This window comes from Lagierella massiliensis, assembly GCF_001407835.1.
In the GTDB taxonomy this organism is placed as follows: domain Bacteria; phylum Bacillota; class Clostridia; order Tissierellales; family Peptoniphilaceae; genus Mediannikoviicoccus; species Mediannikoviicoccus massiliensis.
This window is the reverse complement of sequence record NZ_CYUO01000004.1, coordinates 78,844-100,974: the sequence shown is the minus strand read 5'-3', so window position 1 is coordinate 100,974 and position 22,131 is coordinate 78,844. Positions and strand designations below refer to the sequence as shown.

18 protein-coding genes are annotated in these 22,131 nt (G+C 32.7%); 9 read left to right on the top strand and 9 right to left on the bottom strand.

Features of this window, described 5'->3' with window-relative positions; all coding sequences use genetic code 11:
- Positions 1-125 precede the first annotated feature (125 nt).
- Both BN2746_RS00480 and glpK read right to left on the bottom strand, forming a co-directional pair.
- Positions 126-668 carry a TDE2712 family protein gene (locus tag BN2746_RS00480; RefSeq protein ID WP_055077906.1) on the bottom strand — a complete coding sequence of 181 codons (543 nt, stop codon included), beginning with the start codon at positions 666-668 and terminating at the stop codon, positions 126-128.
- A 59-nt stretch (positions 669-727) separates the two neighbouring features.
- Positions 728-2,221, bottom strand: a complete 1,494-nt coding sequence (gene glpK, locus BN2746_RS00475; RefSeq protein ID WP_055077905.1) for a glycerol kinase GlpK — start codon at positions 2,219-2,221, stop codon at positions 728-730.
- Positions 2,222-2,403: 182 nt separating this feature from the next.
- Between glpK and BN2746_RS00470 the strand changes: the two genes are divergently transcribed.
- The 7 genes from BN2746_RS00470 to BN2746_RS00435 all read left to right on the top strand — a co-directional run bounded on the left by BN2746_RS00470 (position 2,404) and on the right by BN2746_RS00435 (position 12,398).
- Entirely contained in the window at positions 2,404-2,910 is a 507-nt protein-coding gene (locus BN2746_RS00470) for an NADH-quinone oxidoreductase subunit NuoE family protein (RefSeq protein ID WP_055077904.1), read from the top strand.
- A complete protein-coding gene (gene nuoF, locus BN2746_RS00465; RefSeq protein ID WP_082420155.1) occupies positions 2,910-4,781 on the top strand; it encodes an NADH-quinone oxidoreductase subunit NuoF in 1,872 nt (623 codons plus the stop codon). Before BN2746_RS00470 ends, nuoF begins: the two co-directional genes overlap by 1 nt.
- 9 nt (positions 4,782-4,790) lie before the next feature.
- On the top strand, positions 4,791-5,756 hold the full coding sequence (locus tag BN2746_RS00460) for a 2Fe-2S iron-sulfur cluster-binding protein (RefSeq protein ID WP_055077903.1): 966 nt from the start codon (positions 4,791-4,793) through the stop codon (positions 5,754-5,756).
- On the top strand, positions 5,749-6,204 hold the full coding sequence (locus BN2746_RS00455; protein ID WP_055077902.1) for a ferritin family protein: 456 nt from the start codon (positions 5,749-5,751) through the stop codon (positions 6,202-6,204). The genes BN2746_RS00460 and BN2746_RS00455 overlap by 8 nt, the downstream gene beginning before the upstream one ends.
- 9 nt (positions 6,205-6,213) lie before the next feature.
- Entirely contained in the window at positions 6,214-8,955 is a 2,742-nt protein-coding gene (gene fdhF / locus BN2746_RS08915; RefSeq protein ID WP_082420154.1) for a formate dehydrogenase subunit alpha, read from the top strand.
- Positions 8,956-9,084: 129 nt separating this feature from the next.
- Complete coding sequence (locus BN2746_RS00440; protein WP_055077899.1) at positions 9,085-11,583, top strand: hypothetical protein; 2,499 nt, start codon at positions 9,085-9,087, stop codon at positions 11,581-11,583.
- Positions 11,562-12,398 carry an ATP-binding cassette domain-containing protein gene (locus BN2746_RS00435; protein ID WP_055077898.1) on the top strand — a complete coding sequence of 279 codons (837 nt, stop codon included), beginning with the start codon at positions 11,562-11,564 and terminating at the stop codon, positions 12,396-12,398. The genes BN2746_RS00440 and BN2746_RS00435 overlap by 22 nt, the downstream gene beginning before the upstream one ends.
- 31 nt (positions 12,399-12,429) lie before the next feature.
- Here the strand turns inward: BN2746_RS00435 and BN2746_RS00430 are convergent, their stop codons facing one another.
- From BN2746_RS00430 to BN2746_RS00415, 4 genes are all read right to left on the bottom strand, one after another.
- Positions 12,430-13,635, bottom strand: a complete 1,206-nt coding sequence (locus tag BN2746_RS00430; protein ID WP_055077897.1) for an FprA family A-type flavoprotein — start codon at positions 13,633-13,635, stop codon at positions 12,430-12,432.
- 10 nt (positions 13,636-13,645) lie between these two features.
- Positions 13,646-14,473, bottom strand: a complete 828-nt coding sequence (locus BN2746_RS00425; RefSeq protein ID WP_055078459.1) for a tRNA 2-thiocytidine biosynthesis TtcA family protein — start codon at positions 14,471-14,473, stop codon at positions 13,646-13,648.
- 92 nt (positions 14,474-14,565) lie between these two features.
- A complete protein-coding gene (rlmH, locus tag BN2746_RS00420; protein WP_055077896.1) occupies positions 14,566-15,042 on the bottom strand; it encodes a 23S rRNA (pseudouridine(1915)-N(3))-methyltransferase RlmH in 477 nt (158 codons plus the stop codon).
- Positions 15,043-15,045: 3 nt separating this feature from the next.
- Entirely contained in the window at positions 15,046-15,834 is a 789-nt protein-coding gene (locus tag BN2746_RS00415; protein WP_055077895.1) for an MBL fold metallo-hydrolase, read from the bottom strand.
- Between the two features lie 107 nt (positions 15,835-15,941).
- On the opposite strand from BN2746_RS00415, the gene BN2746_RS00410 reads away from it, so the two are divergent.
- Positions 15,942-16,484 carry a CinA family protein gene (locus BN2746_RS00410; RefSeq protein WP_055077894.1) on the top strand — a complete coding sequence of 181 codons (543 nt, stop codon included), beginning with the start codon at positions 15,942-15,944 and terminating at the stop codon, positions 16,482-16,484.
- Positions 16,485-16,930: 446 nt separating this feature from the next.
- A complete protein-coding gene (locus BN2746_RS00405; RefSeq protein WP_055077893.1) occupies positions 16,931-18,043 on the top strand; it encodes a glycoside hydrolase family protein in 1,113 nt (370 codons plus the stop codon).
- A gap of 49 nt (positions 18,044-18,092) precedes the next feature.
- Here the strand turns inward: BN2746_RS00405 and rsmG are convergent, their stop codons facing one another.
- Genes rsmG through mnmE form a run of 3 tightly spaced genes read right to left on the bottom strand, consistent with a single transcriptional unit; the run spans position 18,093 to position 22,060 of the window.
- A complete protein-coding gene (rsmG, locus tag BN2746_RS00400) occupies positions 18,093-18,800 on the bottom strand; it encodes a 16S rRNA (guanine(527)-N(7))-methyltransferase RsmG (RefSeq protein ID WP_055077892.1) in 708 nt (235 codons plus the stop codon).
- Positions 18,784-20,691, bottom strand: coding sequence for a tRNA uridine-5-carboxymethylaminomethyl(34) synthesis enzyme MnmG (mnmG, locus tag BN2746_RS00395; protein ID WP_055078458.1), 1,908 nt, complete (start codon positions 20,689-20,691; stop codon positions 18,784-18,786). Before mnmG ends, rsmG begins: the two co-directional genes overlap by 17 nt.
- 4 nt (positions 20,692-20,695) lie before the next feature.
- Complete coding sequence (gene mnmE, locus BN2746_RS00390) at positions 20,696-22,060, bottom strand: tRNA uridine-5-carboxymethylaminomethyl(34) synthesis GTPase MnmE (protein ID WP_055077891.1); 1,365 nt, start codon at positions 22,058-22,060, stop codon at positions 20,696-20,698.
- Positions 22,061-22,131 lie beyond the last annotated feature (71 nt).

The following is a 22,131-nucleotide window of genomic DNA, read 5'->3' as shown; positions in this document are numbered from 1 at the left end:
AAAATACCTACCTTTTTATTTATATTTATTATACCCCACAATATTTTTTTGTCAATGTAGAATCAACTTATTTTATTACATTAACAAAGCACCCGGCTGATACCGAGTGCTTTATTTTTAAATCTTTATTTTTCTAATAGCTCTATCAATTTTTCTTCAATATAGTCATCCATTGGCTTTCCTGCAATTGTAATCTTTTCATTGTCGAAGATGTCAACCATTATCTTGAAGAAGTTTATAATTAGACGGTTTTCATCAATATAATATTCATCTAAATGTCCTGGAACAAATACTATTTCTATTTTTTCGTATCTGTCTTTGTTAGGATGTTTGTTTACCACTTCAAGGAACTTGTCTGAGTGAAGTTGCTTTACAGGTGCTACCATAAGATCTGTAAATCCTAAATCTTCCATCATCCACATATTGTTGTTCCAGAATTTTCTTTCTGATTTTGTAGTGTCAGATAAAAGCTCTCTGTTTGAAATTGAAGAAAGAACTCTTCTTGCTTCTTCTTCAGTAAACTCATCATTGTAAACATACTTCATGTCATCCATTGAAGCTACTGATCTAATGTAGTCTTCTCCTGTCTTTTCTCCTTCGCTACTTGCTTGCCAAAAATATAATAGAGATTCTATTATATCTAAGTTTGTCTTAATACTCTTTGCCATTTTTTCCTCTCCTTATCAAATCAAATATTACTTCACTATATATTATACTACTAATTTTCTTATTTTTTAGCCCAAGATAAAGAATATGTCACAGCTTTTCTCCATCTTTCTATTTTTTCCATTCTAATTTCATCACTCATATTCGGTTTAAATATTACTTCTTTAATGTCCGTCTGCTTTATCTCGTCAAGATTTTTATAATATCCCTTACCAAGGGCAGAGATTAAAGCTGCTCCCAGTGCGGTAGTCTCTGTAAGGCTTGGCCTAATTACATCTACCCCAAGAATATCAGCTTGAAACTGCATAAGAAAATTATTGTTACTTGCACCACCATCAACTTTTAAAAGATGGATTTTGTCCTTTAAATCTTTTTCCATTACTTCTATAACATCTCTTGAAAGATACGCCATTGATTCAAGGGTTGCACGAATGATGTGATATTTATTTACTCCCCTTGTTATTCCAACTATTGCTCCCCTTGCATATTGGTCCCAATATGGTGCACCAAGTCCTGTAAAGGCAGGTACTACATAACAGTCATTGGTGTCTTCAACCTTTGACGCCATGTATTCTGAGTCTTCTGATGTATCGATAATTCTAAGTTCATCCCTTAGCCATTGTATTGCTGAACCTGCAACGAAAATCGAACCTTCTAAGGCGTAGTCCACCCTGTCTTCAAGTCCCCAGGCAATTGTGGTAACCAGTCCATGGTCTGAATAAACTGGAGTATCTCCAGTATTCATAAGTAAAAAGGCACCTGTTCCATAGGTGTTTTTACAATCCCCTTTTTGGAAACAGTTTTGTCCAAACAAGGATGCCTGTTGGTCACCAAGCACTCCAGTTATTGGAATCTCTCCTCCCATATATGACTTGTCACAGTATCCAAAGTCTCCTGCTGATGTTCCAACTTCTGGAAGAATTTCCTTTGGTATGTCCAAGAGTTTTAATATCTCCTCATCCCATTTGAGTTCCTTTATATTGTATAGCATGGTTCTACAGGCATTTGATTTCTCAGTCTTGTGGACCTTTCCTCCAGTTAGTTTCCAGATTAAATAGCAATCAACTGTACCAAAGAGTATTTCACCTCTCTCCGCCTTTTTTCTTGCACCTGGAACATTATCAAGAATCCATTTTATCTTTGTTGCGGAAAAATATGCATCGGGAACAAGTCCAGTCTTGTCTTTTATCATCTGAGTATAGCCTTCTTTTTTTAGCTCATCACAATAATCTGCAGTCCGTCTACATTGCCAAACTATTGCATTATAAATTGGCTCCCCTGTATTTTTATCCCATAATATGGTAGTTTCTCTTTGGTTTGAAACGCCAATGGATATAATATCCTTCCAAGTTACTCCAAGCTTTGACATTGCTTCCACGCAACAACTTACTTGGGTAGCCCATATATCTGTAGGATCCTGTTCCACATATCCAGGATGTGGAAAAATCTGTCTTATTTCCCTTTGTGAAACTGATTTCACTTCTCCTCTTTCATTAAATAATATACACCTGCTACTTGTCGTACCAGCATCTATTGCCATAAAATACTTTTCCATATTTCACCTCTTTTTATATTATACAGGATTTATCAATTTATTAGTATTATTTTCACTTTATTAACTTAAAGGTAGTTGATAAATTTTATAATTTGTGAAATAATATGTATAGTGAGTAGGGGATAAATGTTTCATTAATGCATTTACTTTGAAAACATTTTCACAATATAGGAGGGGTGTTTATGAACTTTGCATTTGACTATGAAGCAAATGCTGAAAAGTTAGTAGAGTTTGAAGGCTTTATTGACGAAAAGAAGAAACAAAAGGGTTCTCTTATGACCATACTACATAAGGGCCAAAGTTTATTTGGATATTTGCCTATAGAGATTCAACAAATCATTTCAAAAAAGACAGGTATTCCCATTGCGGAGATATATGGTGTAGTTACTTTTTATTCCCAATTCTCTTTGATTCCAAAAGGTAAACACGATATTGGAGTTTGTCTTGGTACCGCATGCTATGTTAGGGGTGCTCAAAGTATTTTAAATGAAGTTTGTGATAACTTAGGTATTGGAGTAGGTGGAACAACTCCTGACTTGAACTTCTCTATTCAAGCTACAAGATGTATAGGAGCTTGTGGGCTTGCACCTGTTATGACTATAAGCGGAGACGTTTATGGCAAACTTAAAAGTTCCGATGTGAAAAAGATTTTGGATTCTTATAGAGAAAAAGAAGAGGTGAATAGTTAATGAACTTAAAAGAATTGTTAGAAATTAAGGATAAGACATTACCTCAAATGGCTTTAAGATCCAATCTTTTTGAGGATGTTAACAGTATTTATGAAAAACAAGTTCTTGTTTGTGGTGATACTGGATGTAGATCTTCCCATTCAGAAGTTATTGAAAAGGAAATACGTGAAGCTATTTCAAAAGCTGGAAAAGAAAAATCCATTGACGTTGTAAGGGTTGGATGTTTTGGTCTTTGCGAAGCTGGTCCTATTGCAATAGTATATCCTGGTGGAAAGTTCTATGCATATCTTAAAGAAGGTGACGGAACAAGAATAGCTGAAGAAGACTTACTTGGTGGAAAAACTGTAGAGGAACTTATCTATAAAGAAACTTTAACTGACGATGTTTTAAAGTCAATATATGAAACCTCATTTTATAAAAAGCAAAAGAAAATCGCCCATAAAAACTGTGGTTTAGTAAATCCTAACTCTATAGAAGAGTACATAGCTTTAGACGGTTACAGAGGTTTGGAAAAGGCTTTAACTAAGATGACTCCTCAAGAAGTCATAGACGAAATCAAAGAAAGTGGACTTAGAGGTCGTGGGGGCGGTGGATTCCCTACAGGTTTAAAATGGCAATTCACTCATGATGCACAAAATGACATCAAGTACGTTATATGTAACGCTGACGAAGGCGACCCTGGTGCATTCATGGACAGATCCATCCTTGAAGGTGACCCATATGCAGTTATTGAAGCAATGACGATAGCAGCCTATGCAATTGGTGCACATCAAGGTTATATTTACATTAGAGCCGAATATCCATCAGCTGTTGCACTACTTGAAAAGAGTATTGAAAGAGCAAGAGAGCACAACTTAATGGGCAAGAATATATTGGGAACTGACTTCTCATTTGAACTTGAACTTAGACTTGGTGCTGGAGCTTTCGTATGTGGTGAAGAGATGGCTCTTATAGAATCAATTGAAGGTAAGAGAGGTATTCCAAGAAACAAACCTCCTTTCCCTGCAAATGAAGGACTTTGGGGTAAACCAACCCTTATCAACAACGTTGAAACCTATGCAAATGTGGCTCAAATTATATTTAGAGGCGCAGACTGGTTTAACAAGATTGGTACTGAAAAATCTAAAGGTACAAAAGTATTTACTTTAGGTGGAAAGATTAAGAGAACTGGTATTATAGAAGTTCCAATGGGAACAACTTTAAGAGAGATTATCTACGATATCGGTGGCGGTATTATAAATGATAAAGAATTTAAGGCAGTTCAAACTGGTGGACCTTCTGGTGGATGTATAACTAAGGACTACCTTGACACTCCTATTGATTACGATAACTTAACAGCTCTTGGCTCTATGATGGGTTCAGGTGGAATGATCGTAATGGACGAAGACACTTGTATGGTTGATATCGCAAGATTCTTCCTTGAATTTACTGTTGATGAATCATGTGGTAAATGTACTCCATGTAGAGAAGGTACTAAGAGAATGCTTGAAATCTTAGAAAAGATTACTGAAGGAAATGGAACTCTTGAAGACATTGACAGACTTGAAGAACTTGGAAATATAATTAAAGTATCTTCTCTTTGTGGTCTTGGTCAATCAGCTCCAAACCCAGTTCTTTCAACCTTAAGATACTTTAGAGATGAGTACGAAGCCCATGTTGTAGATCATACATGCCCTGCTCATCACTGTAAAAACCTGTTGAATTACTTCATAACTGATGCATGTATAGGATGTACAAGATGTAAGAGAGAATGTCCTGTTGACTGTATAGAGGGAGAAGTTAAAAAACTTCATGTTATAGATCAAGAAAAATGTATAAAGTGTGGCAACTGTAAACAAGTTTGTCCTAAACAAGCTATTGTTTTTAAATAGGTGATAAATATGAAATTTATTAGTTTAACTATTGATGATAAGCCTGTGAGAGTCTTAGAGGGAACTAATTTAGTAGAAGCTGCAAAAAGAGCTGGCATAAAAATCCCAACTCTATGCTATAGCAAAGAGCTTCCAGTTGTTTCTTCATGTCGTATGTGCCTTGTTAAAGTAGAAGGTTTTAATAAGCTTGTAACAGCATGCTCAACTCCTGCCACTGAAGGTATGGTAGTTCATACGGAAACTGAAGAGATTGTACAAATTAGAAAGAATTTACTAAGGCTTTACTTGGATAATCATCCGTCTGACTGCTTAACCTGTTCTAAAAATGGTAATTGTGAACTTCAAGACCTTGCATATAGATATGATGTTAAATTTAGAGTTCACGATGGTGCAAGGAGAGGTAGCGAAAAGGCAGAGTTTACTGACACTTCCAGCCCATATATCTTAAGGGACGAATCTAAGTGTATTCTATGTGGAAGATGTGTTAGAACTTGTGCAGTAGTTCCAGATAGAAATATTTTACAGTTTGGAAACAGAGGTTTTTCTACAAAAATAATAGCAGACTATGACACAAGTCTTGAAAAATCAGGTTGTGTTTCCTGTAATAGATGTGTTGTAGAATGTCCTGTTGGTGCTCTTGTTGACAGAAGAGCTTACCGCAAGGGAAGAACATGGGAAAGAACTATTAAGGAAGTTAAATGTAAATCCTGTGACTATGGCTGTAATATGAAACTTATTATGGATAAAAACAAGGTCGTTGCTGTTGAAGCTGCAAGCCCACAAAATGGAAGACCTCTTTGCTTAAAGGGAAGACTATTAACAGAACTTGAATATGTTGACCTTCCTGAAAAGCCATATAAGAAATTTTACCATGATGAAGGTAACGAATTTGAACAAGTTACTTGGGCAAAGGCTTTAAATTTAGACAATGTTTATGAAAAGATGAACAAACTTGATGAGGTAGAAAATGAATAGAGAAGATTTTAAAAAAGTTATAGAATTTGCAATCGGCGAAGAAGAAAAGTCCTATGACTTCTATATGAAAGCCGCTGATAAAATAGAAGATAAACTCCTTCACAAAACCTTTGTAGATTTGGCAAATGAAGAACTTGAGCACAAAAAGTTCTTAGAAGCCTATAGGGACAATGAAGGTGAATCAATGAGTCTAAGCGAACCTGTTGATTATGAAATCGCTGAAACACTTGACGCTCCTGAACTTAGTGTCGACATGAGTTTCCCTGATGCAATAGCTCTTGCTATAAAAAGGGAAGAAGATGCAATGCTAATGTATGGCGCTTTAAGAGATTCAGCTCATGAACAGGAAAAGAAAGAAGTATTTACAAATTTAAAAAACATGGAAAAACTTCACAAGACAAGACTTGAAGAAATGTATATAAATGTAGGTTATAGAGAAATTTGGTAAGGTGAGAATATGATAAAACTCAATATTGACGGAGTGGATATCGAGGTTAAGGAAGGCACTTTACTGCTTGACGCCTGTAGACAAGCTGGCGCGAGAATCCCTACTCTTTGCCACGACGACAACCTATCCCACTTCGGTGGTTGTAGAATGTGTGTCGTTGAAGTAGAGGGCTTTAGAAATCTCGTAGCCACATGTTGCACTACAGCAACTGACGGAATGGTAGTTAGGACAAATACAGAACTTGTTCAAAAGACAAGGAGAACCGTACTTGACTTACTACTTTCAAACCATCCAGTTGAAGACTGCTTAACCTGTGATAAAACAGGCCACTGCGAACTTCAAAATTTGGCTTATGAATTTGATGTAAGACCAACTTTTGAAGGAGAAAAGAAACACTATGAAGTAGAGGCAAGAAACCCTGTACTTTTAAGAGATCAATCAAAATGTATACTATGTGGTAAATGTGTAAGAGTATGTAAAGAAGTACAAGTTACCACTGCAATAGACTTTGTTTCAAGAGGCTTTAACTCAAAGATAGCAGCAGGTTTTGACCTACCTCTTTCAGATGAAAACTGTAGATTATGTGGTCAATGTATATCAGTATGTCCTACAGGTGCTATTATAAACAAGCACTTCATAGGAACAAGACCATGGGAAATAGATAAAAAAGTTAGAACAACCTGTCCTTTCTGTGGTACTGGATGTACTTTTGACTTAAATGTTAAAGATGGTAAGGTAATTGGCGTAACTCCTACTGCTGATGCCGTTGTTAATGGAACTTCACTATGCGTTAAAGGACGAAGCCATATCGACTTAATAAATAGTCCCGACAGATTAAAGACTCCTCTAAAAAAAGTTAATGGGGAATTTGTACCTATCTCTTGGGACGAAGCCATAAGCACAATTGCAGATAAATTCTTAGATATAAAAGAAGAATACGGTGGAGACGCATTTGCAGGGCTTTCTTCTGCAAGAACTACCAACGAAGACAACTACGCATTCCAAAAATTTATGAGAGTTGCCCTTGGTACAAATAACGTTGACCACTGTGCAAGGACCTGACATGCTCCTACAGTTGCAGGTCTTGCAACAACACTTGGTAGTGGAGCCATGACTAACTCCATTGAAGAAATCGACAATGCCGATGTGCTTTTCGTAATCGGATCTAATGCAACAGAAGCTCATCCTATTATTGGTAATAAGATGAAAAGGGCTGTTAAATACAATGGCTGTAAGCTTATTGTAATAGACCCAAGAAGAACCGAACTTGCATCCATGGCAGATGTTTGGTTGCCTTTAAACTCAGGCTCTGATGTAGCTTTAATCAACGGTCTTATGAAGATAATCATAGATGAAGATTTAATTGATCATGAATACATTGAAGAAAGAGTTGAAGGTTTTGAAGAATTAAAAGAAGTAGTTTCAAAATACGATAGAGAAAAAGTTGAAAAGATAACTGGAATAGACTATGACAAGCTTGTTGAAGCTGCCCATATCTATACATCATCTAAAAAGGCTGGAATCTTCTATACATTAGGTATTACAGAACATACAAATGGTACAGAGAATGTTATGTCCCTTTCAAACCTTGCCCTTATAACAGGCCATGTAGGATTTGAATCAGCGGGAGTTAACCCTATAAGAGGACAAAATAACGTTCAAGGTGCCTGCGATATGGCTGCACTTCCTAACAACTTCCCAGGATATGCAAATGCATACGATGAAGATACCATCCAAAAATATGAAAAGATTTGGAATACAAAATTAACCAGAAATAAAGGATATAGAATTCCTGAAATGTTCGACAATGCCCACAAAGGCAACGTCAAGGCAATGTATATAATGGGAGAAGATCCAGTACTATCAGACCCTAATGCAAACCATGTAAAGGCTGCCCTTGACAATTTGGACTTCTTAGTTGTTCAAGATATCTTTATGACTCCTACAGCAACTCATGCTGACATAGTTCTTCCTGCAACTTGCTATGCAGAAAAAGACGGAACTTTCACTAATACTGAAAGAAGAGTTCAAAGAGTCAGAAAAGCAGTAAATCCTCCTGGACAAGCAAGACTTGACTGGAAGATTATATCAGATATCGCAAAAGCAATGGGAGTTAACGGCTTTGACTTTAAGACATCAGAAGATGTATTCAATGACCTAAGAAAAGCTGCCGTATCCTATGCAGGTATGACCTATGAAAGAATAGACAAAAATGGTCTACAATGGCCATGTCCAACAGTTAAACATCCTGGAACAAAATATCTACACAAGGGTATCTTTGCAAGGGGCGTTGGAAAATTAATGCCAGCAGAACACAAGGACCCTGCAGAATTAGTTTGCGACGAATATCCTATCTTACTGGCAACAGGTAGAATGTTATACCACTACAATGTTATGACCAGAAAGTCAGATACATTAAACAACATCAGACCATGTGAACTTGCAGAAATTCATCCAATAACCGCTAAAGAATATGGACTTGTTGAACATGATGTAATAGAAGTTAAGTCAAGAAGGGGAAAACTTTGGACAAGAGTTACAGTTACAGACAGAGTTAAACCAGGTATGCTTTGGATGACATTCCACTTCTGGGAGTCTCCAGTTAATGAGCTTACAAACGACGCTTACGATCCAATTACAAAGACTGCAGAATACAAAGTTGCGGCGGTAAATATTAAAAAGTCCGATCACGAACCAGATAATTTAGTATTACCAGATTATTTGGACGACGTTGAACTTGTAACAGAATAAAATAAAGCTGTCGGGATATCTCGACAGTTTTGTTTCAACAATTTATTTTGTATTTTTTCTTATTATGATAATATTTAATCAGCATAATATGTAGGATATTTTCTCTATCCTGAAAAACAAGGAGAAATTATGATTACAAAAAGATTTTTTCAAAACAAGATACATATCTATCTTCTAATAATATCTGTTATTTTAAGTTCTTTTGTGTTCACTTTAGAAAAAAATAATTTTGCTTCTAAAGAAAACGAAGTCTATTTATTATTAGAAATTGAAGTCTATAATTTTCTTCAAGAAAATCTGTCCCAAAATGATTTAAACTCCATTGTCTTTGGGCGATATGAAAATGTTAGTCCTGACTACAAAAAAGAAGATTCTAAAACAATTGAACAAATAGATTATTATTTAACTCTAAAAGAGATGTTATCATATATTCAATCCTCTTTTTCAAGTGAGGAAGTTCCTGCGTCTAAATTTGCTGATGCTGTTCCAGCATCGGATATGGATAAGGAAGATTTCGTAAAAGGACAAAGAGAGCTTATTGATCTTTATAAAGATACTTCTGATAAAGAATATAACATTCTCGATTCAAACTTTATGGACTTTGTCATAAAGAGATATGATAATCTAGAATCTAATGATTTTCAAGTTGTTGACGAAAATAAAGTATACTTTAACTCATTGATTGCTTCAAAATCCAATAAAATATTTAATCTCCCACTTTTAATACTATTATCATTGATTGGCGCCTATATGTTGAACCAAGACAAAATTTCACTAAGGCTTAATAATAATTTGTTTTTACTTAAACTTAAAGCCCTAATATTTTATATAATTACACTTATTTTGTTTAGCTTAAGTGTGTTGTTTTTTATTCTATTCTTGACATATATTTTTGGAGATGGACCTGGAAAATTTGATTATTACTATTTTAATCCACAGATTATAAATGGAAACACTGTGTACATCACCGAAAAACCATTTCATATATTTTTATATAAAGGTGCAATATTCATAATTTTTACCACTATCTGTTCAATATTTCTTAACTTCCTTTTTAAACTTTTAAATAAACTATATTTTAAAGTTTTGGTTTTAATTTTTTCAGCTTTAATAGCAATTGAACAGATATCAAAATCTAGGTTACTGAACTTTTCTTTAATTAAACTAAATCTCTTTAATCTTTTGAATAATTATAATTTTTCAAGTTTGAGTAGAGGAAATATTATTACTATTGTATTATGCTTTACTTTTGCGATAATCATCTTATTTGTATCTGTTAAGCTTGAAATTAAAGACTTTATGTCAAACTTAAAAGGCATTTATTTGAAAAATCCTTTTACTTTAAATTATTATGTAAAATATCCTATTGTTAAAAGTTTTCCATATTTGTTATTAATATCCCTTCTTTTTATACGAGGAGTTTCTTTAAATAACCAAAAATATATTGAAAACTTCAACCATTACTTTAACATAAATTTCAAACTTTATAATAATGCCTATAATAATGAAAAAGAAAACCTTGATAATTATCATGAATTATTCAACTCTTCTCGTAATCTAACAGATGAGGAAAGGGAAAATCTTGATGAAGATAGCAAATTGGAATTGGATTACTATGAAGAAGGTGAAATACAAACTCAAAAATCTATAGTAGAAGATTCAAAAATGAGTCTGGATCATTATTTATCTTTTAAAAATCGATTTAATGACCCAAAAAAATATTATTATATGGAAAAAACCGCGTTAAGTAAAGATTCGAGTTTGAAATTTAATCCTTTTTTAAAAGATAGGACTTTCTCTGATAATACTTTAAAATTAAATAAAAGTTTTGTTAGCGAATATGAGAAGAGGAACGCTCCTGTTCCCGATACATTTTTAACTCCAATATTTTCTAACTTTGACTCAAGTAGATATTTGAGTTTAGACTATTTATTTAGAGAATATTTAGACTATGGTACTATTAAAGATAATTCTTCCTTTGGAAATCTTTATAATTTTTACCATCTAAAGCTAAACTTGTTATTAGTACTAACTATTCCTTTATTCACTTCTATATTTTTATGGAAAAAGAATCATATAGTCTTCAATATCTCTTTGAAAAAAGATTTTATAAAAAGTTATATAGAAGCTTTTGTTGGAAGTTTTATTCCTGGAGTTGTTATATATTTCATAATTATGGGACTAATATTTATATTGTCAGGAATATTTTATAAAATAGGATACTTAAATTATCCTGTTGCGATAACTTTTAAAGATAGCTTCAAATTTTATTCCGTTGGAAAGTACATTTTACTAAATGCTTTATTTTCCACCGTAGTAATTTTAGTGATTAACTCATTGCTAGTGTTTTTCAGCTTAATTTTTAATAATAAAACTACTATTGGAATCTACTTTTCCATAGTTCTTATTGGGATAATTATAAGCTTTTTAACAAAATATTCTCTTATACTACCTACAACTTACTTGGATAGCGACTTTATCCTTTCAGGTTTCCTAAGATCATATCATGGTACCAATGGATATAGTTTTCTTTTAGGTTTAGTTATACTTATATTTTGTTCAGCTTTATTGAATCTACTTAGCATTAAAAAATTAAGGAGAAATGTATGCTTGAAATTAGAAATTTAAATTTTAACTATGAAAATAAAAAAGTTTTGACAAATGTATCTTTTGATTTAGATAGAGGTATTAAAGCTCTAGTAGCTCCAAATGGCGCAGGTAAAACAACATTACTAAACTGTATCTCTCAGAAACTTTCAGCTAAGGGAAATATTATGATTAACGGAAAAGACTTTAATAATAGAGAGATTTTAAAGCATTTAACTTTTTTAGGTGACCATACAATTTTAGATGTGGAAATGACTTTATATGATTATTTGAATTATATTGCTAAGATCTATGGAATATCTAAAAATAAAATTAAAGAGATAATGGACCTAACAGATGTATCACATTTTTGTAATGATAAGATTAAAACCTATAGTTTAGGCATGAAAAACCGATCTATGATAGCGTTGTCGATTCTTCCAGATACAAAATATGTTTTATTGGATGAGCCTCTTTCTGGTCTTGATCCAGGGTCTGTAAAGAAAATGAAATCTCTATTGCTAAAATTAGCTGAAACTAAAGGAATAATTTTATCGTCACATATTTTAGATGATGTAAATGATTTAACCGAAGATATACTTTTTTTAAAGGATGGAGAAATAATAGAATACCACTCTTATGCATTAGATTCTTTGAAATTGATTACAGATAACGATTTAAAATCAATTGATTTGCTTAAGTCAAAAGATTTGTTGAAAATAGAAAATGAATTAATAATTAGTAATAAGAATTTGAATGATGTATTAGGGATACTTCTACAAAATAATATTGAAATCTCTAATATTTTAAATTTAAGAGACTCTTTAAAAAATGAATATTTTGAAATGTTTACTTAGGGAGATAGCGTTTATCTCCCTAAGTTTTTTATTATTTTTCAAGAACTTTTTCAGCCATTTCTTTGGCCATTTTTCTTAGTCCTTCAAGTTCCTTTTCGTGCATTGTTCCTCTTGCTTCTACAACGGTTTCAGTTAAGTCAAAAGCACTTCCTTCAGCAAATGCCTTTAGGTCCTTAACTGCTCCACCGCTCCATCCATATGAACCGAATATTCCAAGAGCATGGTTTTTAATCTTATTGTGTTTCAATAGATTTAGTAGATTATACATATTTGGATATACTGAGTTGTCATATGTTGCTGAACCTAATATAAGTCCTTTGTACTTCCAGATTTCTGAAACTATATATGAGAAGTGAGTCTTTGAACAGTCAAATACTTGAACATTTCTAACTCCTTCTTCTGCTAAAAACTGTGCAAGGTGGTCTGCCATAGATTCTGTATTTCCATACATTGAGCCATAAACTATAACAACACCTTCTTCTGTTTCATAGTTTGACCACTTTCTATAATCTTCTATGATTATTTCTGGGTTCTTTCTCCATACGAAACCATGAACTGGACAAATTATATCAATATCAAGATCTTTTACTGAATCTACTGCTTTTGAAGCAACCATTGAGTACTTTCCAACAATATTTGCATAGTATCTTCTTGTTTCTGATTGGTAGATTGAGTAATCTGCTTGGTCGTCGAAAATTGCTCCATCCAATGTACCAAAGCCACCAAATATATCTTGTGAAAATAGTACTTTGTCATTTGGTTCATAACTTACCATTGACTCTGGCCAGTGAACCATTGAAGTCATCACGAAGTTAAGCTCTCTCTTTCCAAGTTTCAAAACGTCTCCATTATTCACTTCCATAAACTTGTCATCTGAAGGCTCAAGTTCAAGTAAGTCATATAACATAGTCTTAGTCCTCTTGTTTCCAACAATTACTACATCAGGATAAACTTCTAAAACTTCTTTTATACAACCTGAATGGTCTGGTTCCATATGTTGAACTACAAGATAATCCAGTTTTCTTCCATCTAAAATATTTCTAACATTTTCAATGAACCCACCAGACTTGTTGATTCTAATAGTGTCCAAAAGTGCTGTCTTTTCGTCTTTGATTAGATAACAGTTATATGATACCCCTCTTGGTAGTGGTAACATATTTTCAAATAACTCTGTTTCTCTATCATTTGCACCTATATAGTACAAATCTGATAGGATTTCTTTACATATACTGTTCATAAATATCCTCCTAATAATTATCTAAAAATGAATGCTTTTCATCTTCATTTATATACCCAAGTATTCTGTTTAAATCTACATTTTCACAGGATCTAAATATATTTATTGCAACATTTTTAAACCCGTCATTTTCAAGCTGTTTTATCAGATCCTTTATCTTGTATCTTGTAGACCCAATCTTTTTTGCAGCCACCATGCATGCACAGTTCATCGGCATAAGTCCAGTATAGCTCATCCACTTAATAATACTTTCTTCTCTTATAAAGTACATTGGTCTTATAATTTCCATATTATCAAAGTTTTGTGCCCTTAATTTTGGCATCATAGTCTTGAAATTACCAGCACATAGTATATTTAACATATTTGTCTCTATAACGTCATCGAAGTGATGCCCAAGGGCAAGTTTATTGCATCCAAGCTCTTTTGCCTTTGCATATAATGAACCTCTTCTCATCCTTGCACACATGTAGCATGGATAATCTGAAGAAATTTTATCTGCAACCTTAAAAATATCAGAGTCATAAATTGTAACGGGAATATTCAAATACTTACAATTTTCCTCCAAAAGTTGTCTTATATCTTCATGATAACCTGGATCCATTGCAATAAATTCAAGTTCAAAGTTATTCTTGCCATTCCTTTGTAACTCTTGAAATAGTTTTGCCAAAAGTAAACTATCTTTTCCTCCAGATATAGCTATGGCAATTTTGTCATTATCCTGAATTAAATCGTATTCCTTAATGGCCTTTATAAATTTAGACCATATATATTTCCTATATCTTTTGATAATAGCTCTTTCAATATCTTCCAATGATTTTAATTCTTCAGTTACAACCATTTGAGGACAAAAGCCATTTTGTAAACCATTTTTAGCCAAATTAACACCTCAATATAAGTATACCACGAATTAATGCTTTAACTAAACAAGCCCTACTTGTGGTAGGGCTCATTTTTAGAAATTTTAATCCATCTATAAATTTGTTCAAATAATATTAATCTCATCAGCTGATGAGGAAAAGTAAACTTAGAAAAAGATAGCTTTAAATCGGCTCTATTCTTGATTTTTTTACTTAGCCCATACGATGAGCCGATTACATATGCAAAATCATTATAACCATCAATTTTAAGCTCCTCGAGCTTTTTAGAAAAATCTACACTATCGTATTGCTTTCCATTTATATCAAGAACTATAACATAGTCTCTGTTGTTAATCTTTGATAATATTTTATCAGCTTCATCATCCAATGACTTTTCTATGTTGGAAGTATTTTCATCAGTTATTAGCGTTTCTTTTAATTCAATTTCTTCTAAGTTTGCATAGGGCTTAATTCTCTTTTTAAACTCATTAATTCCATCTTTTATGAAATTTTCTTTTATATTTCCTATTGTGATTACTTTAACATTCATATATTATAACTCAATCCTATTGCTTACGCCATTTCTATCTGCAACATTTAGTGAAATATCTCGATTTAAATCAAGACCCAAATCCATAAGATGGTTCGAGACTGTATTAAGTGCAATATCTGCAGTGTTATTCTCACCACTTAAATGTGCAAGAATTACCTTTTCTCCATTTCCACTAAGTATTTCTTCAAGAGTTTGCGCACAATCAAGATTTGAAAGATGACCCTTTGTTGAAGCAACTCTTCTCTTTAAAGCTGGTGAATATGGTCCATTCATAAGCATAATTGGATCATGATTAGATTCAATAAAAATAACATCAGAGCCAAATAACTGCCTTTTTATTCTTTCATTGACCGTACCAGTATCTGTCATTATCGAAATCTTATTTTTTTTATGATTGACTGTAAAACCACAGCTGTTTGCAGCGTCATGAAATGTACTAAACGGGTGTATATCTAAGTCCTTCAAAGTAAAATCATAATCATTTTTAAATACTAATATATTATTATCATCAATTGGTCCTATTTTTTTAATCATAGCAATCCATGTCTCTTCGTTTGCAATAATTGGAATATTAAACCTTCTGCTCATAATACCAGCCCCTTTAATATGGTCATTATGTTCATGTGTAACAAGTATTGCATCTATCGTTTCAGGTAATACTCCAGCATTTTTAATTAATGTTTCAAGTCTTTTACCTGTAAAACCCGCGTCTATTAAAATTCTCGTTTTATCTGTTTCTACTAATAGGGAATTTCCTGAAGAGCCACTGGATAGTGATGTGAACTTCATTTCTATCAACTCCTATTTTGTCCATTCACCATTATATAACATGACAGTCAATATAACAAAGGTTTTTAAATCAAATTAATTGGGTTATAATCTATGTGGGTGATAAAATGAAATACAATGTGATTAAGGAGATTAATAAAGTAGAAAATAAAATAAATTTGGAAGAAAATTTTGTTCCATTTCTAATAGAAAATAATATAACTATTTCTACTGGAGAATCACTTACAGCTGGACTAATCGCTGCATCCATAGCTAATATAGCAGGAGCAAGTAATGTATTAGAAATGGGCGCTGTAACTTACACAGAAGAAACTAAAACGAGACTATTAAATGTTTCACGTGAAACACTGTCAAAACATACCGCTGTAAGTGCTCAAACAGCTGCGGAAATGTTACATGGATTAAGTGAAATTTCAAAATCAGATTTAAATATAATTGCAACAGGGTATGCAGGACCTGGTGAAAATAGTGGTTTAGTTTATCTTGGAATAAAATATAAAGAAATTGAAAAAATTTATAAATTAATGCTTAAAGGTACCAGAAACGAAGTTAGGCATAATGTTGTTAATCTTTCATTTTATTTAAGTCATAAGGTTATAACAGAGTATGAAGGATACAAACTTAATATTGGAAAAGTATATTCAGTATAGGACTTTTTGTTTCACGTGAAACATTTTAATGTAAAAAAACTTTATAATGATTTTTTTATTTGCATTTTCGTTATTGTTTCACGTGAAATATTACTTTATAATCATTAATTGTAAAATTAAAATTTGAATTGTCAATTTAAGACGAATTGTTCATACATATTTTTCTCTTAAAAATGAACCAGTTATCCACAAAATTTTAATTTTAAAAGTTCTTAACTAAATTTTTTTATTTAGCTCTTATGAGTTTTCCATTTAAATTAAATGGCTATTTTCCAAGAATTTTAATTGATTTTTTTCAACTCACTCTTTTATTTAAGTTATTTTAAGTATCTACAACCAAACTTATCCACAATGATATCCACATAGTTATCCACAATTGCTATATTGTAATAAATTTGTAATATTTAAAATCACTATAATATGGTATTCTTTAATGGGTGATACTTTTGGGAAAAATAAAATTTTTATTTATATGCGTTTTATCCTTGGCTATTATTGGGGCTACTATCTACATTAATAAATATAGTACAATTCATTCTGGAAATAATAGCATTATTAATGTTAATACAACTGAAAAAAACTTAGAGCCTTCTAACTTTTTACCTACGGAAGAAGTCATTGAAGATGAAAAGAATTATATAGGGTCTGAATTAGTTAATGACGCTCTTTTGCTCAATGCAAAAAGTCATTTGGAAATTCCTACATATATTGAATCAAATAACCAGGCAATCCATCCATCTATCGTCTATGACTCAGATGGCAAATTTGGATATAAATATATTTTAGCTTTTACACCATATAGTTTTTTAAACGATTCTACTGAAAACCCAAGTATTGTAGTATCTGATGATGGAATTAATTTTAAACCTCTATTAGATGTTAGAAATCCTCTTGCCTTACCTGAAAACGACTGCCATCTCTCCGATGTGTGTCTATTTGAAAGAGATGATACTTTAGAACTATGGTATAGAGAATCCAATAAAAAAACAAGGCTTTCAAGACTTTTGCGAATAACTACTAAAGATTTAAAAACTTTTACAGAACCCGAGGTTATAATGGATTTTGGAACAAGTGGATATGGTCTTGGAGCTCCATCAGTCATTTATGAAAATGGTATTTATAAGATATATTATCGTAAAAATATGAACATAGGGGAGGATGCTTATGTTTATACTGAGTCAAAGGATTTAAAAACTTTTACTCCAGTTGTACCAATGAATTTGGAGAAGGGATCTTGGACAAACTACAATCCTTGGCATTTGGAAGTAAAAAAAATAGAAAATATTTATTATTGTTTAACTATGAACTGTCCTGATGGCAAAATGGATACTTCTTCATTATTTGTTCTTACCTCAAAGGATGGAATTAATTTCATAAACCCTATTAAAATTTTGGACCCTTCTGAAGCAAGTTTTGATAATTGGCTAATTTATAAGTCTACTTTTATGGTAAAGGATGATACAGTATTTTTATATTATTCATCCATTGATAAATTGAAGCGATCTTTTATTTCTCTACTTAAAGGACCTGACTTTAAAAATCTTTCTCCTTTAGAATAAAATAACCCTCAAGGAATTTCCTTTGAGGGTCTATTTAATGCAGTAAATATTATAATGGTTTATTTTTTGGTTTTCCTCCACCTCGTGGATATTTTTTTGAGGTGGGGGATATTTTTTTTATTACAACAAGAGTTCTATCAGAGTCTTCATAATCAAGTTGATATTCAATTATATCTGTGATTTCTCCACCTAACAACTTAATCCCATTTTTTGCTTCTTCAGCCTCTTCTCTTCCTCCTGGTCCTTTCATAGATATAAAATATCCTCCAACTTTTACAAATGGTAAACTATACTCAACCAATGTGTTAAGTCTTGAAACCGCTCTTGAAATTGCATAGTCATATGTTTCACGATATTCTTTTTGTCTTCCAAGTTCTTCAGCTCTCCCATGAATTGCTTTTATATTGGATAATTTCATTTTATATATAGTATCTTTTAGAAACTTTATTCTTTTGTTTAATGAGTCTAATAGAGTTATTTCTAAATCATCTCTATAAAATTTCATTGGAAGTCCAGGAAATCCTCCACCAGTTCCTATATCTATAACTTTTGAATTTTCTTTAAATTCTATCTTTTGCAATGGAAGAAGCGAATCTAAAAAGTGTTTGTAGTTTACTTCTTCTTCATCTGTTATTGAGGTAAGATTCAAATACTTATTGGTCTCAAGAAGTGTTTGTCTAAAGTTTTCAAACTTTTCTAAACAGTCTTCTTTTAACTCAATGCCTTCTTTATTCATTACTTTATTTAGACTGTTCATGTTTATTCCTCTTTCTGCTTTCAAGGTAAATAAGGATTACATTTATGTCTGCGGGACTAACACCAGAAATTCTACTTGCCTGTCCGAGTGAATCAGGTCTTATTTGATTTAATTTTTGTACAGCTTCATTAGAAAGACCTTTTAATTCACTATAGTCATTAATAAAGCTTATATCTCTTCTTTCAAGTTTTTTAAATCTTTCGATTTGTTGTTTTTGTTTTTCAATGTATCCTTCATATTTAATATGGGTTTGTACTTGAATTTTTATTTCTCTATCAAGTTTTGAAGCTTCTTCGTCAAATACCTTCACTTTTTCATAGTCAAGTTCTGGTCTTCTAATAAGCTCTGTCAAACTAAGTGATTTTTGAAGCTTTGTAGAACCAAGACTTTCAATAATTTTATTATTTTCTTCACTTGGATTTACTTTTATGGAGTCAAGCCTTTTAAGTTCATCTTCAACGGCTTTAAGCCTTTTATTAGTCTTTTCCATTCTATCTTCTGAGACAAGACCTATGTCATAGCCATATTTTGTAAGTCTAAAATCAGCGTTATCTTGTCTAAGTGTTAGACGATACTCTGCCCTTGATGTCATCATTCTATAGGGTTCGTTGGTTCCCTTTGTTACCAAGTCGTCAATTAAAACTCCTATATATGCATCTGAACGGTCCAGTATGAAAGGTTTCTTCCCCTTTATTTTTAAATATGCATTTATACCTGCCATAAGTCCCTGTGCTGCAGCTTCTTCATATCCTGATGAGCCATTGATTTGACCAGCAAAATAAAGCCCATCTATATCTTGATGTTCCAAGGTTCTCTTTAAAATTGTCGGATCAATGCAATCATACTCTATTCCATAGGCTGACCTCATAAATTTCATGTTTTGGAATCCTATAATGGTCTTATACATCTCTTTTTGAACATCTTCAGGTAAAGTTGAAGAAACCCCCTGAATATACATCTCTTTTGTGTCAAGACCTTCAGGCTCAACAAATACCTGGTGCTCGTCTCTTTCGCTAAATCTAACGACTTTATCCTCAATTGATGGACAATATCTTGGCCCAACTCCCTTTACAATGCCTGCATACATTGGGCTTCTGTGCAAATTGTCCTCAATTATCTTCTTAGTTTCCTTTGTTGTATATGTTAGATAGCAATTTTCTTGCTTCTTGCTAATATCTTTACCAAAATTCATAAATGAAAATGGTATAATTTCTTCATCTCCTGGTTGAACTTCCATTACAGAAAAATCTAAACTATCTCTGTGAACTCTTGCAGGCGTTCCAGTCTTAAATCTTCTAAGTTCTATGCCAAGTTCCTTTAAAGAATTAGAAAGGTATTTTGATGATTTTAAACCATGGGGACCAGACTCTATTTGGAGTTCTCCTTGAAGTATAAGTCCCTTTAAATATGTTCCTGTAGCAAGAATTACCGCTTTTGTTTCATAAATTGCACCATTTAAAGTCTCTACAGAAACGACTCTTTTGTCTTCTACATTTATCTTTGTGATTTCACCTTCAACTAAGTCTAAATTCTCTGTGTTTTCAAGTACCTTCTTCATCTCTCTATGGTAGGCAGGCTTATCCGCTTGTACCCTCAAGGAGTGTACAGCTGGTCCCTTAGATGTGTTTAACATTCTTGACTGAATAAATGTCTTGTCTATGATTAGAGCCATCTGTCCGCCAAGGGCGTCAATCTCTCTAACAAGATGTCCTTTGCCTGTACCACCAATATTTGGATTACATGGAAGGTCAGCCACGGAATCCAAACTCATTGTTACTATAACTGTTTTAAGTCCCAGTCTTGCAGTTGCAAGAGCAGCTTCTGTTCCTGCATGTCCTGCACCTACAACTAATACATCAACTGAGTCTTCTTTATATTTTTTTATTTCCATAATCCTATTTCCCAATACAAAAATCTCTAAATATCTTATCTAATACATCATCTTCAATGGTTTCTCCAGTAATTTCACCAAGAATTTCCCATGAAGATCTCAAATCAAGTTCTATGCAGTCTATAGGAACTCCCATTTCAAGGTCGTCCATAGATGACTTTAGATAATCCATAGCCTTTTTTATTATATCTCTATGTCTTACATTGGTAACCAACAAATCTGAAGAAGACTTTATATCTCCTTGGTAAAACATATTTATAATCTCTTTTTCCAAAGCCTCAATTCCCTTGTTTTCCTTAATGGAAACTTCAACCACAGGAATATCACTATCTATATTTAAGTGATTGATGTCAAACTCTCTTTTTAAATCTGACTTGTTTAGTAGAACTATAGATTTACGTTTGGAAAGTAAATCCATAACTCTCTTGTCGTCTGGTTCCATTGGCTTTGAAAGATCAAATATTGCAATTATAAGATCTGCCGTCTTAGCATAGTCTAAGGACCTATCCACACCAATTTGTTCTACAATATCTTCACTATTTCTAATACCTGCAGTATCTGAAATCTTAAGCACAATGCCATCAAGATCTATATACTCTTCTATAACATCTCTTGTAGTTCCAGGAATATCTGTAACTATTGCCTTATTTACCTTTGCGAGAGAATTTAGTAATGAAGATTTTCCAACATTTGGCTTTCCTATAATTGTTGTATTTATACCATCTCTTATAATCTTCCCCTTGTTGGATGAATTATATAACTTTTCAAGCCTTTCCAAAACTTCTCTACCTTCTCTTAGAATGATATTTTTGTCTGGCTCCTCTTGACCATCTTCTGTAAAGTTTATGGTATATTCAACTCTGGCAAGTTCATCCAATAACTTATCTCTAAGTTCCTTAATCTCATTTTTTAGAGAGCCTCCCAGTTGGTTTATAGAGGCTTCGTAGGACTTGTCAGTTTTTGCCTTAATCAAATCTATTACTGCCTCTGCCTGTGATAAATCAAGCCTTCCATTTAAAAAAGCTCTTTTAGTAAATTCTCCTCTGTCAGCTATCCTTGCTCCTTCTCTTATGGTTAGGTCCAACACCTTTCTAACGGCGATAATACCACCATGGGTGTATATTTCAACCATATCTTCCCTTGTATAGGTTGAAGGTCCCTTCATAAAGCTGATTAATACTTCATCTATAATATCTTCTTTGTCATAAATATGACCATAAATAAGTTTTCTATTTTCAAAATCTCTATTTGTAGACTTAGGTTTAAAAATTTTATTAGCTACTTCAAATGCTGTTTTACCACTCATTCTTACAATTCCTATTCCTGCTTCTCCAGTTGCAGTCGAAATAGCTGTAATTGTATCTTCCATTTAGTCACATCCTTTTTTATGATTATACCATATGAAAAAGACTAAAAGAAAAGCCTGCAACTGCAGACTTT

Coding starts and splice junctions, on each gene's coding strand:
- BN2746_RS00480 (WP_055077906.1), bottom strand. CDS start 668: ATGGCAAAGAGTATTAAGACAAACTTAGATATAATAGAATCTCTATTA.
- glpK (WP_055077905.1), bottom strand. CDS start 2,221: ATGGAAAAGTATTTTATGGCAATAGATGCTGGTACGACAAGTAGCAGG.
- BN2746_RS00470 (WP_055077904.1), top strand. CDS start 2,404: ATGAACTTTGCATTTGACTATGAAGCAAATGCTGAAAAGTTAGTAGAG.
- nuoF (WP_082420155.1), top strand. CDS start 2,910: ATGAACTTAAAAGAATTGTTAGAAATTAAGGATAAGACATTACCTCAA.
- BN2746_RS00460 (WP_055077903.1), top strand. CDS start 4,791: ATGAAATTTATTAGTTTAACTATTGATGATAAGCCTGTGAGAGTCTTA.
- BN2746_RS00455 (WP_055077902.1), top strand. CDS start 5,749: ATGAATAGAGAAGATTTTAAAAAAGTTATAGAATTTGCAATCGGCGAA.
- BN2746_RS00440 (WP_055077899.1), top strand. CDS start 9,085: ATGATTACAAAAAGATTTTTTCAAAACAAGATACATATCTATCTTCTA.
- BN2746_RS00435 (WP_055077898.1), top strand. CDS start 11,562: ATGCTTGAAATTAGAAATTTAAATTTTAACTATGAAAATAAAAAAGTT.
- BN2746_RS00430 (WP_055077897.1), bottom strand. CDS start 13,635: ATGAACAGTATATGTAAAGAAATCCTATCAGATTTGTACTATATAGGT.
- BN2746_RS00425 (WP_055078459.1), bottom strand. CDS start 14,473: ATGGTTGTAACTGAAGAATTAAAATCATTGGAAGATATTGAAAGAGCT.
- rlmH (WP_055077896.1), bottom strand. CDS start 15,042: ATGAATGTTAAAGTAATCACAATAGGAAATATAAAAGAAAATTTCATA.
- BN2746_RS00415 (WP_055077895.1), bottom strand. CDS start 15,834: ATGAAGTTCACATCACTATCCAGTGGCTCTTCAGGAAATTCCCTATTA.
- BN2746_RS00410 (WP_055077894.1), top strand. CDS start 15,942: ATGAAATACAATGTGATTAAGGAGATTAATAAAGTAGAAAATAAAATA.
- rsmG (WP_055077892.1), bottom strand. CDS start 18,800: ATGAACAGTCTAAATAAAGTAATGAATAAAGAAGGCATTGAGTTAAAA.
- mnmG (WP_055078458.1), bottom strand. CDS start 20,691: ATGGAAATAAAAAAATATAAAGAAGACTCAGTTGATGTATTAGTTGTA.
- mnmE (WP_055077891.1), bottom strand. CDS start 22,060: ATGGAAGATACAATTACAGCTATTTCGACTGCAACTGGAGAAGCAGGA.